General features: G+C 36.7%; 8 protein-coding genes. 4 read left to right on the forward strand and 4 right to left on the reverse strand.

The features are described 5' to 3' along the window. Positions 1-31: 31 nt before the first annotated feature. Genes AC5YGG_RS06045 through AC5YGG_RS06055 form a run of 3 tightly spaced genes read right to left on the reverse strand, consistent with a single transcriptional unit; the run spans position 32 to position 5,939 of the window. Complete coding sequence (locus AC5YGG_RS06045; RefSeq protein WP_496143581.1) at positions 32-1,456, reverse strand: glycoside hydrolase family 30 protein; 1,425 nt, start codon at positions 1,454-1,456, stop codon at positions 32-34. Between the two features lie 2 nt (positions 1,457-1,458). After that, the gene (locus AC5YGG_RS06050) at positions 1,459-3,012 is read right to left on the reverse strand and encodes a RagB/SusD family nutrient uptake outer membrane protein (protein ID WP_496143582.1); all 1,554 of its coding nucleotides are present in this window, start codon (positions 3,010-3,012) and stop codon (positions 1,459-1,461) included. Positions 3,013-3,023: 11 nt separating this feature from the next. Beyond that, the gene (locus tag AC5YGG_RS06055; protein ID WP_496143583.1) at positions 3,024-5,939 is read right to left on the reverse strand and encodes a SusC/RagA family TonB-linked outer membrane protein; all 2,916 of its coding nucleotides are present in this window, start codon (positions 5,937-5,939) and stop codon (positions 3,024-3,026) included. 177 nt (positions 5,940-6,116) lie between these two features. On the opposite strand from AC5YGG_RS06055, the gene AC5YGG_RS06060 reads away from it, so the two are divergent. The 4 genes from AC5YGG_RS06060 to AC5YGG_RS06075 all read left to right on the forward strand — a co-directional run bounded on the left by AC5YGG_RS06060 (position 6,117) and on the right by AC5YGG_RS06075 (position 11,542). After that, positions 6,117-7,310, forward strand: coding sequence for an MFS transporter (locus AC5YGG_RS06060; protein ID WP_496143584.1), 1,194 nt, complete (start codon positions 6,117-6,119; stop codon positions 7,308-7,310). 16 nt (positions 7,311-7,326) lie between these two features. Continuing rightward, positions 7,327-8,115: an NUDIX hydrolase gene (locus AC5YGG_RS06065; RefSeq protein ID WP_496143585.1), complete on the forward strand. Its 789-nt coding sequence runs from the start codon at positions 7,327-7,329 to the stop codon at positions 8,113-8,115. A gap of 128 nt (positions 8,116-8,243) precedes the next feature. After that, entirely contained in the window at positions 8,244-9,422 is a 1,179-nt protein-coding gene (locus AC5YGG_RS06070; RefSeq protein ID WP_065397571.1) for an acyl-CoA dehydrogenase family protein, read from the forward strand. Between the two features lie 161 nt (positions 9,423-9,583). Beyond that, complete coding sequence (locus AC5YGG_RS06075; protein ID WP_496143586.1) at positions 9,584-11,542, forward strand: T9SS type A sorting domain-containing protein; 1,959 nt, start codon at positions 9,584-9,586, stop codon at positions 11,540-11,542. A 100-nt stretch (positions 11,543-11,642) separates the two neighbouring features. On the opposite strand, the gene AC5YGG_RS06080 is transcribed toward AC5YGG_RS06075, so the two are convergent. Then, entirely contained in the window at positions 11,643-14,009 is a 2,367-nt protein-coding gene (locus AC5YGG_RS06080; RefSeq protein ID WP_496143587.1) for a patatin-like phospholipase family protein, read from the reverse strand. Between the last annotated feature and the right edge of the window lie 102 nt (positions 14,010-14,111).

The raw sequence follows: 14,111 nt of genomic DNA on the forward strand, positions 1-14,111 counted from the left end.
GGGATATTAGATTTTGCATTTTTTTTTCATTCTAAAAAACATAGGTTGCTGCAGCTTTCCCAGGAATGCTTATTACAGCTGTTTTCCCGGCAAATTTAATATTAAAATTTTCAACATCCTTATGATCGTTCTGAACAATCAACACTGTTTTTCCTGCTGGCGTCTTAAAAGCTGCCGTTGATAAATATTTTGTTTGTGTTGAAGCAATACGCTGTGAACCTGTTGGAATAAACTTAGATGCATGAGCTATAATATAATAGGCTACATTTCTTGTAAAATCTCCACTATCTGAAACTGTAATGGCTCCTTTGCATTCTGTGCAGCCTCCATCTGTGTGGGGACCATACTTCAGATCATTAGCAAGGTTCCATTCTAAAGCAGTTTTGCTCCAGTTTCTCATGGAACCGATGATCACATTTTTCATATGCCAGTTCAGATCTTCATTGAAAGTTCCTTTAGAACCTGTCCACTGTTCAGTAAAATAAAGATTTTTATCAGGAAAGGCATTGTGAACTGTACTTAATGCGGAAATATCCCCTTCATACAGATGAAACGCTGAACCATCAATATATTGGTAAGCTTGAGGATCTTTCAGGATATCAAGAGCATATTCGGGTTTATTGCAATTGTGGTCGTACACGACGATTCTGGTTTTAAGATTATTGTTTTTAAAAACAGGACCTAAATACCCTTTGATAAAATCTCTCTGCTGATCGGACGGCATATACAAACTCGGATTATTTCCGGGGTGTAATGGTTCATTCTGGGGAGTCACAGCATCAATGGTGATTCCTTCTTTCTTCATTCCCTGAATATATTTTACAAAATAATCTGCGTAAGTACTGTAAAATTCAGGTTTCAGGCTTCCTCCTTTTGATTTTCCGTTATCTTTCATCCAGACTGGTGGCGACCAGGGAGCTGCAATGATTTTAATGTCAGGATTTATTGCTAAAATATCTTTCAGCATTGCAATGAGTGCTTTATCCTTTTCTAAACTGAATTTTGAAAGTGAAGCATCGGTCTGTCCTTCCGGAAGATCGTCATAAGAAAAAACTTCCCCATCAAGGTCTGATGCTCCAATGCTCAGTCTCAGGTAACTGATTGAAACAGAATTTTTATTGTTTCCAAAAAGTTCATTCAATAATGCTTTCCTATTGGAAGATGACAGACGATTGATTACCTCAACACTTCCTCCCGTCAATGTATAACCAAAGCCATCAATATATTGAAACTTTTGAGTGTCATCAATTTCAATATTCTGAAAGCTATTGGTTGTATTTACAAATCTGATAGAGGTCTGTTGTTGTAATTTTACACTTTCATCTCCTTTTGTCAGCCAGTACTGAACTTCATGATCTTTACTCTGAACAACGGATGTACATGATAAAGGAAAAAGTACTACACCGCATAGCAGTGCAGTACCTTTAAAGAAACTATATAAGTTGTGAAACTCCATATTTAATATCCAGGATTTTGATGCATAGCGGTATTCGGCAATTCGTTGTAAGGAATTGGCAGAATCTCGTTTTTATTAGCTTTAAATCCTTTAAATGCAAGTTTTGAAGGGGCATCACCCCATCTCACAAGGTCGAACCAACGGTGCCCTTCACCAGCCAGTTCTCTTCTTCGTTCATCTTTGATCGCTTGTAAAGAAACCGGTACCGGAGATAAACCTACTCTTTTTCTTACAGCATCCAGTAATGCCTGGGCTCTTCCTCCTGCTGCTCCTAAAGCTTCAGCTTCCATCAGATAAGTATCGGCAAGTCTTATGGCAACGTAGTTTTGTCTGAAATTCAGTTCAGTTGGTCCGGGAAGTGAACTTTTTAGGTCGTTTGTGGGTAAATATTTATTCAGGAAATAACCTGTGTCTGCAAATGCAGGGCTATAAGTAATTTTACCTTCTGTTTCAAATTGTCTAGCATTGAAAACAGTTGTTTTTAATCTTGGATCTCCCTGCATGAAATTAACAAGATCTTCTGTTACGGTATTAAATGCCCACCCTGCATAAAGGTCTGGTGCATCATTGTCAGGAAAACTTTTAACTAAAGTATAAGAACGTGGTCCCAGCATGGCGTTGATAGAATTTCCTTCATCTTTACCCTGTCCCCAGAATCCCCAGTCGGAATTTCCTTTGTTGGTGTGCATTACTTCAAGGATAGATTCTGTTGAGAATTTATAAGGATCGCTCGTTTCCGGTCCTACTTTGAATAGGTCTTCATACTTTTCAACAAGTTTATATCCATATTGGCTGGCTTCACCTGGTGTCCCGTTTACTTCTGCAAACTGAGCCGCTGCTTCAGGCATTTTCTTATCATAAAGATAGATTTTACCTAAAATCGCCCTCGCTGTTCCCTGAGTAATTCTTCCTTTATCATTCCCCGTTGCTACCAGCATCAGATCAGGAATCGCTGCATTGATATCACTTTCTATCTGTGCATATACTTCGCTTCGCTTTGCCTGTGGTATATTCCAGTAATCATCATCATATTTTATTGTCTTAAGAACTAAAGGAATATTCCCAAACATTCTTACAAGTTCAAAATAATACAATGAACGCAAAACTTTTGCTTCCGCAATGTATCTTTTTTTAAGGTTTTCATCCATAGAAGCTCCCGGAACTCTTTCTATTAAAAGAGTGGCACGTGCTATTCCCTGATAATAATCTCTCCAGTAACTTGCGGGCATAGTATTAGGATTCAATGAATAATTATTAATTCCCTGAATACCTGCTCCATCATTAGAATGTCCGCCTCCTGAATAGAAATCATCAGATCCTGCATTGAAAAAAGTAACGGTATTCTCAAAACCTCCTGAATATTTTCTTAACACATCATATACAGAAACCAACGCACTGAATGATTGTTGCTGATTTTTAAAATAATCCTCTGTTTTAAAGGCTCCGGAATTTTCTACCTCATCAAGATAAGAACCACTACATGCTACATTACCCAAACTTAAACCTGCCAATAATGTAACAGCAAGTCCTTTATATATAAATCTTTTATTTTTCATGTTATTACGTTTTAAAATTGAATATTGGCACCAAGCAGGAATGTTCTTGCCTGTGGATAGTAAGCTCTGTCAACTCCTACAATATCCTGTTCGGAATTGTTTCTTCCTGCAATTTCAGGATCATAACCTGTGTATTTCGTGAAAGTGAATAGGTTTTCTCCTGTAATATACAGTCTCACTTTGCTCATCCCAAAACGGCTCGTCACATCTTTAGGAAGTGTATATCCTAGCTGAATAAGCTTTACACGTATATAATCTCCCTTCTGAAGGTAGTAGCTGGACATCCAGGAATAATTATGGTTAGGGTCATTTCTTGTCACTCTTGGATTTTCATTGGTAGAACCTTCACCTGTCCATCTGTCGAGAATTTTTGTCTGATAATTCGCATCAAGTAAATCCAGTCTTCTTAACCCCTGGAATATTTTATTTCCTGCCTGCCCTTGTGCAAACACCATAAAATCGAAGTTCTTGTAATTTAAATTTACAGTAAGTCCGAAAGTATACTTGGGAATAGAGTTTCCTAGGTTTACTTTATCTTCCTCATCAATTTTACCGTCACCATTATTGTCCTGCCAGATAAAATCTCCCGGTCTTGCATTAGGTAACAATCTGTCTCCATTTGCATTTACATAGCTGTCAATCTGTGCCTGATTCTGGAAAACACCGCTATACGTCTGTCCATAGAATGATCCGTAAGGTTGTCCCACCGCCACTCTTGAGATAGGACCCATAGTCTGGAAAGAAGCCAGATTGAAATAATCGATATCATCTTCTAATCGTAAAACCTTGTTCTTGATCGTGGCAAAGTTCCCGTTTACCGATATACTGAAGTCGTTCCAGTTCTTTTTGTAACCTAATTCTAGTTCCAAACCGGAGTTTTCCATATCTCCTACGTTGGACCAAGGCAAATTCGGCATTCCTACATATCCCGGAATATTGATCTGTCTTAAAATATCCGTTGTTTTCTTTTTGTACCAGTCTGCGGTAAATGTGAAATTGTTGAACAATTTAAAATCAGCGGCAATATTCAACTGGCTGGTCTGTTCCCATTTCAGGTGTGGATTTGCTAATGTACTCGGAGCATAACCAATGATGATATTATTCCCGGAGTTCGTATAGTTACTTCCTGAAACCATAAAATTCGCAAACCTGAAGTTTTCCATTTCATCATTTCCTAAAACACCGTAGCCTCCTCTCAGCTTTAAGCTATTGACAACTTTATTGTCCACCCAGAAGTCTTCTTTATGAACATTCCATCCTAAGGACATAGACGGGAAAGTTCCCCAATGCTGATTGGTAGCGAATTTCGACGAACCATCTCTACGAATTGTTCCTGTAAACAAATATTTATCTGCATAATCGTAAATAATTCTACCAAAATAGGACGCTTTACGGGTCTGAATTCCGTCCCAGCCTTTTGCAGTAATATCATCCTGAGGAATATCAAAATTGAAAGATGCATCATACCAATGGTCAATAGGAAGATTACTGTATGTGAGACTTGTTCCTCCTGATATATTATATCGGTATACTCCCTGACCTACCATGATGTTTATGCTATGGTTTCCAAACTTATTCTGATAAGTCAGCGTATTTTCCATGCTCCATTCGAACTTATTTTCGTCTACTTTGTTTAGGCTGTTGAAACCTGTATTGCTGAAGTTAGGACTTAAATAATATTTCGGGGTAAAAGAACGGCTTCCCCAATAAGATTTTTTACCGTTCAGACTTGTTTTGAATGTAAAATGTTCAAGAAACTTAAGCTCTGCAAACACGTTTCCTACAAAATCATCAGACCAGCTGTAGTTCCCTCTCTGAATTTCACGGAAAGCTCTCGGATTGGTCATTTCGTTGTTTACATAACGGGAAATTCCATAAGGATTACCATAAGGATCGCGAATGATATAAGGGTTAGTGTAACCACTTGGATCTACCATTGACCAATCTGTCACCACCTCTGGAGTGATCGGATCAAGATTAACCGCAGAAGCAAGAGGTCCTCCAAATTCTTCATTGGCACTTACTCCCTGAGATTTTGTATGTGTATAAGCAAAAGTTTGTCCTAATGTCAGATAATCTGTTACCTTATGGGTAGAGTTGAATCTGGCATTAATTCTTTTATAATATGACATATCAGTCATTACGATACCTGTCTGATCAAAATAACCAAATGAGGTATAGTAGCTTGATTTTTCATTTCCTCCGGTAATACTTACCTCATGCGAAGATTTTTCACCTGTTCCGAAAATAGTATTCTGCCAATTGGTTCCTTTTCCGAATGAATCAGGATTAGCAAATTTAGGAGCCTTTCCGTCATTCGTAAATCCTTCATTGATAATCTTTGCGTATTGACTAGCATCTAAAAGATCTAGCTTTTTCGCTGTATTTGAGAAACCATAAAAGCCGTTATAAGAAAGAGTAAGCTTCCCTTTTTTTCCTTTTTTCGTGGTAACCAGAATTACACCTTTTGCAGCAGAAACACCATAGATTGCAGATGAAGCTCCATCTTTCAGTACCTCGATACTTTCAATATCAGATTGATTAAGCCATCCGATATTATCTACCACAATACCATCCACTACCCACAAAGGGCTGTTGCTTCCTGCACCGAAACTGGTAATTCCCCTCACACGAACTGTTGCAGCGGCACCTGGCTGCCCGGAATTCGTGACTACAGAAACCCCCGCAGCTCTCCCCTGCAATACCTGTTCCGGTTTCCCCGCCGGTATATTCTCTATATCACTGGATTTAATACTTGCGATAGCTCCGGTTACATTACTCTTTTTCTGAGTCCCGTACCCGATCACTACAATCTCGTCAATCTTGTTTTCTTTAGAAAGTGTATCTTTCTTTGTCTGGGCATTGAAATTAGCCGTGAAATAAAGGGCGGCTATTACTCCCAAGCTTGTTGGTATTCTTATGTTCATATACAGTCATTGTTTTAATTCTCAAATTGAGACAATAAAAATATATTTTTTTTCAATTAATTAACATTAGATTAATAAATATTTTAATATTTCGTTTATTTCTGAGGGTTAAAAGCCATATCTTCGCACCGATAATTCATAAAAACTTATAAAAATTCAATAAAGTCAACCCCGAAAATGACCGCTAAGCTTTCAAAAATTTCTCTTCCGCTAAAATTGACCTTTCTTATTTTTTCAATGGTATTGAACTGTATGGGACTTATTATCCTTCAGCTTGCAGACGACAATATCACGTATGGAGAACTGGGATTTCTGGAGTCCTTTAAAGATCTTCCCATTGCATTCATCTCACTTTTTGCGGTAGGTTTCATTAATAAAACAGGTTCAAAGAAAGCTTTGATCTTAGCATTATCTATTGTAGGATTCTGTTCATGTCTTCTTCCTTTTATTGCAGATTTCTGGTTTTATAAATTGTGGTTTGCCATCATCGGAGCTTGTTTCGGGATTGGAAAAATATGTGTATTCGGGATCATAAGGAATAATATTTCGGATGAAAAATCGCTTGCCAAAACAATGAACAGTGTAGAAGCGTCCTTCATGATAGGAATTTTTGTAGTGAATACAGGGTTTGGATGGCTGATCTCCAGCCAATATTCCGAATTCTGGAAATTTGGATTTCTCATGATTGCCGTTTTATCTGCGGTTACCATATTCCTACTTTCAAAAGCACCAATTTCGGAATCTAAACCTTTGGAAAGCAAAAATGTATTTTCGGAACTATCGGGTTTTACAACACCGTCAATAGCCTTTTTTCTGACAGTTGTATTTTTTATTGTATTTGTGGAACAGGGTTTCAACTCCTGGCTTCCGTCTTTTTATAAAAACCACTTGAATGTTAATTCATTCTTTGCACTTCAGTCGACCTCTTTTCTTTCCATTTTTTCATATGCGGGAAGAACTGTTACAGCAAATATCATCCGCAGGTTTGAGCTTTCAAAGTATTACATCACCTGTATCTCTTTGATCATTGCTCTATTGCTGATTATTTTGGGGGTTCAATATTTTGATTCGGAAGATTCCAGACTTATTCTTTTCCTTTTTCCTGTGGTAGGTCTGTTTCTTTCACCACTCTACCCTGTTATCAATTCAAGAATGATTGCGCAGGTAGAAAAAGAGAAAGTAAATCTGTTCACTTCTCTTATTGTTATTTTTTCTTCATTGGGAAGCTCTGTAAGCTCAATTATTATGGCGATACTCTTTGGAAAACAATTATTAAACTTTTATCCATTATATATTTTATTTTCTGTAAGTCTTCTTTTTGTAATCAGTTTAATGTATTTTAACGTCTCAAAAAGAAAATATAGAAAATAGTTTTATTTTTACAACCATGAAAATCAAAGACACAAAAAGCAAAGAAACACTCCGGGAATTAATTGACACAAAGGATTTCGTTGCCCATATCTCTGTAGACTGTACTATATTCGGCTTTCATAACAATATTCTGAAAGTTCTTTTATTAAAGTATCATGATCTGGATTTATGGTCACTTCCGGGAGGTTTTGTTTTCAATGATGAGGATCTTCGCGAAGCAGCGGAAAGAGTGCTCTATGAAAGAACACAGCTTAAAGATCTGTTTTTAAAACAGTTCCATACGTTTGGAAGGATTGACCGCACAGAAAATAATGTTCACCAAATTCTTCTCAGAAATAAAGGCATTGAAGTTCCTGAGGATCACTGGATCTTTCAAAGGTTTATTACGGTAGGATATTGCAGCCTTATTGACTTCTCCATGGCGAATACATTTCCTGATGCCTTTAATGAAAGCTGCGAATGGTTTGAAGTGAGCAAATTACCGAAAATGGCATTCGATCACGACAGAATCATAGAAACGGGGCTGGAATACCTGAGAATGAATATCAATACCGAAGTGGCAGCCAGTAATCTTCTTCCTGAAAAATTTACTATGAAGGATCTTCAGGCACTTTATGAAACCATTTTAGGGCAAAAATTCAGAAGAAATAACTTCCAGCGAAAAATATTAAGTCTTAACATTCTGGACCGATTGGAAAAATTATATGATGGTTCTGCAAACAAAGCTCCGTACCTGTATAAGTTCAAGTCTAAAGTACATAATGCGACCAATCAGTACCCAATCTCCAATGATGAGGAGACTTAAAATATGAAATTTATCCCTTAAACAGGAAAATTCTACATTATCTGTTTGAAAACCAGCATTTAGATAAGTTTTCAAAAAAATTTCTCAAACACCACGAAAAATGTTATTTTTAACAAAATCAAAAAATCATGTCATATTATCCTCTTACAAGCATTCCTGATTACTATGGAATTGATGCTTTACTTACTGAAGAACACAAACTGATCCGTCAATCTGTAAGAGATTGGGTGGAAAGTTTTGTAATGCCGCAGATTGATCAGGCAGCCCAAAATCATACAGATCTACCGGGTTTAATGAGAGAATTAGGAAAAATCGGGGCTTTAGGTCCGTATATTCCTGTTGAGTATGGCGGTTCCGGATTAGATCAGATTTCTTACGGTCTTATCATGCAGGAGCTGGAAAGAGGAGATTCTGCAGTACGTTCTGCTGCTTCAGTACAAAGTTCTCTGGTAATGTTTCCTATTAATGAATTCGGTTCTGAGGAGCAGAAAAAGAAATATCTTCCAAAGCTTGCAGCAGGAGAAATGATTGGTTCTTTTGGATTAACTGAGCCTAATCATGGTTCTGATCCGGGTTCTATGGAAACCTATTTTAAAGATATGGGTGATCATTACCTTTTAAATGGGGCTAAAATGTGGATCACCAACTCTCCGCTTTGCGATATTGCAGTAGTATGGGCAAAAAATGAAGAAGGTAAAGTACAGGGATTAATCGTAGAAAGAGGAATGGAAGGCTTCACTACTCCGGAAACACATAATAAATGGAGCTTAAGAGCTTCTAAAACAGGGGAATTGGTATTCAATGATGTAAAAGTACCGAAAGAAAACCTACTTCCGGGAGTTACAGGATTGAAAGGACCTTTATCTTGTCTGAACTCTGCCAGATATGGTATTTCCTGGGGGGTAATAGGTGCTGCTATCGACTGCTATTGTACAGCTGTTCAGTATTCTAAAGAAAGAAAACAGTTTGGAAAACCAATCGGTTCTTACCAGCTTCAACAGAAAAAACTGGCTGAATTCTTAACGGAAATTACAAAAGCTCAGTTATTATGTCTTCAGTTAGGAAACCTTAAAAATGATCATAAGGCAACTCCTGCACAGATTTCAATGGCAAAACGTAACAACGTGAAAATGGCGATTGATATTGCAAGAGAATCAAGACAGATCCTTGGTGGTATGGGAATCATGGGTGAATTCCCGATGATGAGACACGCAGCAAACCTGGAGTCTGTAATCACATATGAAGGAACTCATGACGTACACTTGTTAATCACCGGTTTAGATATTACGGGAATCAACGCTTTTTAATTTAAAGTAAAATATATTGAGAGAGTCTGGTCTTTAGATCAGACTCTTTTATTTTACTCACTTTCAAGAGAATTTATATTCAATGAATAATTATTAATATCATAAAGTTTTTGAAAATTCATTAAAGTTCCTACCTTAAGATCACAAAAAACCATTGAAATATGAAAAAAATCACGACTTTTTTATTAGGACTTGCAGCACCTGTCTATTTTGCCCAGCAAGCCGGCGATCTTGTAAGTGTAGAACAAAAGCTTAATTTAACACCGCAAGGAGTCATTCAACTGATCTCCAATAGTCTGGGGGATGAAAACAATCCTGATTTTGTAAGCTACCTCAATAATTTCAATCTGGGGCTAAAAGGGTACAAAATTACCTACTACACAAAGAATGAAAAAGATGTTCTTGTAAAAGCTACAGGACTTCTTATGTATCCAAATGTCAACATGAAACTTTCCACGGTTGTATCAGATCACGGAACTACAGACAGCAGACACAATGTACCTTCTAACCTGAAAGGAATTTTAACCATCGGATTTGCTCTTGAGCTTTCCTATGTACTCAATGGTTATATTTTGATGGCTCCGGATTATGTAGGTATGGGAGACGGAGAAGGCGTGCATCCGTATGTAGATTATGCTACCGAAGCTGGTGCTACCATTGATTTTGTAACAGCAGCCAATAAAGTTCTGGCTCAGCAGGGCGTAAAACGCTACGATGAGTATTTCCTTACCGGATATTCCCAGGGAGCACACGCTGCAATGTCTACTTTAAAAAGATTAAGTGTTTCTAATCCCAACAACTTAAACTTTAAATACGCCTACATGGGAGACGGTCCTTATGACATGTCAGAAACAACTTTAAAAAAGGGTGTATTAGAAAAAGATATTTACCCTTTTAGTTCATTTTTAGCCAATGTTCTTCATAGCTGCAACAATACAGGTTATAAAACTTATACCAATAATATTTCAGAAGTTATTTCCTCAGAATATCTTGAAAAATACAATTATCATGTTGTTCAGGATAACGGAGGTCTTCTGTGGGGACCAGTCCTGTGGCGAAAGCTTTTCACAACTAATTTTATCAATGAGGTAACCAACAATCCCAATCATAAATTCAGACAATGTCTGAAGCCTAAAGATGTCTATGATTGGTATAATAAAACTCCAATGACTTTAGGACATTCTACGATTGATCTTGCCATTCCGCCGGAAAATACATCTAAAACCATTGATGTACAGCGTGGTTATTATGCATGGTGGGATTTAAACAAATATAAATTAGATTCCTTTTATTGGGGACCTATTGGTCACGTAGGTGGAGCTTTGCCATTTGTTCTTGCTTCTAATGCTAAATTCAATACACTGAGAAGCGGAGGATTCTTTAATCAATGGGCTGCATTGGGATCTGTTTTTGGAAGACAGGCTTCAGACTCATCTTTACAGGAATCTACCCCACTCTTTTCTTCACAGATTAAACCTGATCTCGGCAAGATGCAATTGCTTGAAATAACTGATTTCAACCAGGAAAAATCTACCGCCAGATTAGTGAGAGAAAACACTCTGACCTCTTTAAAAGACGGTGTATATCTGTTAAAGGTATCGGAAAACAATGAAAACAAGATGATTCCGTTTGTAAAAAGCACACCGAAAGAAGTTGCTGAAAACGAGATCATACAATCTGAAAATACTACTCTTTTAAAATTAAAAATTGATCAGGAGGAGCTTTCCGCTGTAAACATTTTTGACGAAAATAAGAATTTGATTAAAAGCATTTCTAAAGTTCAGTACAAAGAAAATAATGGGATAGATCTGCAAGGGCTGGATTCTCAGAAATATACATTTGAAATAGTAACTTCTTATTATAACCTACAGTTTACCAAAGCCATTGGAGGGCAAAATTTGGAAAATAGTACAGATATCTATGCTCAAAACAAACAAATTAAAGCAAGATCTAACGGTGACATTAAAAATATAAGTATTTACAGTATTTCTGGAGCCCTGATTTTACAACAAGAGATCAACAAAACTCAATTTGAATCAAAAGTTCTGGAGCCTGGAGTTTATATTGTACAAATGACGCTTTCAAATAGAAAAGCAATTAATAAAAAAGTAAAGCTGTAACATCAATCCTTTTTATAAATATCATTTCAAGTTAATTTTGGCACTTCAGCAATGGAGTGCTTTTTTATGTTTAAGTTAGGAAAAAGGAGGCTGGAGCTTACTAAAACTTAAATCCTATACTGAAATAGATCCTTGAAAAATCAAGCTGATTGTTTCTGGAAATATTAAGATTAATAGGACCCAGCAAAGATTCATACCCTAAATTCACTCCATATCCAAACATTTCAAAACTATCATTAAAAGGTGAAAACTCTTCACTTACTTTCCCATAGCTGAAAGATGGTGTTATGTAAAGCTTTTTCATGATTCTGTACTGAAGTGAGATTCCTGCTTTTGCAACGGAATTCATGGGAAGTTCTTTTTGACGAAGCCCGTTAAATTCAGGGTTTAATACATCATAATTGTACTCGCTTCCTCCCAGATTATACTTTTGATTCAGGAAAAGATAAGGAACGGTATCCTCCCTTTTCGGACCAAAGCTTGTCCCCAGAAAAAGATTAGCCTTTACAGCAAGCCTTCTTGTAATCGGATAGGCAAAATTTTCATTCACAGTAAAGGATACCAGATTTTCAGGTAAAGAATAATAAGAATCTTTAGGGTTTAAAATAGGATATAACTGAGGTTGTACCGTTTCAAGATCATACAGTTGATATTGGTCACCATAGTAAAATCTCGTACTTACCTGTAAATGATTCCCTTTGGTAAAGAAGTATCTCTTATTGAGGTTATTCTGTTCAAACTTAATGAATGTGTTAAAATTACTGTGATTATAAAGTTTTTTACTGTAATTATCCACTTTAGACTGATCCACTTTATCCAGTAAGCTGTACATTCTTTCTGTACTGAATTCGGTTCCGACAGAAATAAAAGCATTGGGATTGATATTATAGTTCAGTGCAATTTTGCCCGTTATATTCCTATAAATGTGATTGGGAAAATTGGTATTGTAGTCACCACCCTCATAACTAAACACTCTAAAAGTCAAATCATTACTTTTAAGATGAACCATTTTTGCTTCAAGATCTACCCACCAGTGATCGCCGCTTCCCAAAAAACGCTGATATGCCAATCTGGCTTTGAAACGCTCTGAAATATCAATTGTAGCCAAAAACCTCGATCTGTTAGCAAGAATATTTCTGTAAGTATAATTCACAATGATCCCTACAGACTGTTCCGTATCATAATGAAGCGCCAGTTTGAATGCTCCTTTCTTTGCTTTTTTAACGAAAATATTCATGATAAGTCCATCTCCAGCATTGGTATACGTATAATATACCTTTTCATATTGTCGCATCCCGAATACTCTGTCTATCGCTTCATTTACTGTTTTCACATCATAATACTTCCCTTCTGTAAGTCCCAATTCTCTTTTGATTACAGAAACTTCAACGTCATCTGTAAGCGGTGTTCCATCCTCTTCATTAAAGGTAAATTTTGTGGTAGGTAGCTTTACTTCTTCAATCATTTTATGCTCATATGTAATGCCGAGCTTTTTTTGAGCTTCTGCTAAAGCAACAAATTCAGGAAGGTGTTTTCTGGCTTCTGTTTCACCAATTTTAATGATTTTTCTAAATCTTGCAAAATCCTTTGTGGTTATATCTCCCAACGGGTCAACAAAATCCACAAGAATATTGGATAATGCTTTCTGATGTTTAAAATCTTCTACAGAGCGTATTGCATGGGTCTGATAGATCATTTTCATGGGATTTTCAATTTCTTTTTTGGTAAAAAGTCTGAATCCAGTATAACCTCCAATAACAAAATCCGCTCCCATCTGACGCACCTCATTCGCCGGATAATTACGGTCTAACCCTCCGTCTACCAATAGCTTTCCGTCGATATAAACAGGTGCAAAAGCTGCAGGAATAGCAAGTGTAGAACGAATAGCCAATGGCAAAGAGCCTTTTTTCTGCATAATCAATCCTCCGTTTTCAATATCCGAAGAAGTAAGCTGTACCGGAATTCTTAATTGGCTGAAGTCATTAATATGTTTGGCATTAAAAGTAAGTGTATTCAGAACTTCTCCCATATACTGTCCTTCAATATAAGAGCTTGGAAGCGTTGGAACTCCCTTTATTACAGGAAACTCAAGAATGTATTTATCATATTCATCCTTTTCACTGATATTAACTTTGCTATAAGGGATTTTATTACTCAGAATTCTGTTCCAATCTACTTTATAGATGGTTTTCTTTAATTGGTCAGCATCATATCCCATAGCATATAAACCACCCAAAATCCCTCCCATACTGGTTCCGGTAATATAATCTACCTTAATTCCGAGAGAATCAATCATTTTCAAAATACCAATATGCGCAAAGCCTTTAGCTCCACCTCCGCTTAATGCTAATCCAAATTTAGTATCCTTAGAAACATTTTGCAGTCTGATCTTGAGAGAGTCATTTACTTGCTGAGATTTGAGAAAAAGAGATAAAACAATGGTTACAAATATCAGAAGCTTTTTCATAAGGAAAACCAGTTTAGAATGTGCAGAATTTTAAAGTAAAGATACAATTATACCATAAAAATCCACAAAAAATATCATCTATTTCCCTATTCAAGAAGATCT

Source organism: Chryseobacterium sp. CS2K3 (assembly GCF_059515185.1).

Excerpts from the sequence above, each read along its gene's own strand:
- AC5YGG_RS06070 (WP_065397571.1), top strand. The coding sequence starts at position 8,244 with ATGTCATATTATCCTCTTACAAGCATTCCTGATTACTATGGAATTGAT.
- AC5YGG_RS06045 (WP_496143581.1), bottom strand. The coding sequence starts at position 1,456 with ATGGAGTTTCACAACTTATATAGTTTCTTTAAAGGTACTGCACTGCTA.
- AC5YGG_RS06075 (WP_496143586.1), top strand. The coding sequence starts at position 9,584 with ATGAAAAAAATCACGACTTTTTTATTAGGACTTGCAGCACCTGTCTAT.
- AC5YGG_RS06065 (WP_496143585.1), top strand. The coding sequence starts at position 7,327 with ATGAAAATCAAAGACACAAAAAGCAAAGAAACACTCCGGGAATTAATT.
- AC5YGG_RS06055 (WP_496143583.1), bottom strand. The coding sequence starts at position 5,939 with ATGAACATAAGAATACCAACAAGCTTGGGAGTAATAGCCGCCCTTTAT.
- AC5YGG_RS06080 (WP_496143587.1), bottom strand. The coding sequence starts at position 14,009 with ATGAAAAAGCTTCTGATATTTGTAACCATTGTTTTATCTCTTTTTCTC.
- AC5YGG_RS06050 (WP_496143582.1), bottom strand. The coding sequence starts at position 3,012 with ATGAAAAATAAAAGATTTATATATAAAGGACTTGCTGTTACATTATTG.
- AC5YGG_RS06060 (WP_496143584.1), top strand. The coding sequence starts at position 6,117 with ATGACCGCTAAGCTTTCAAAAATTTCTCTTCCGCTAAAATTGACCTTT.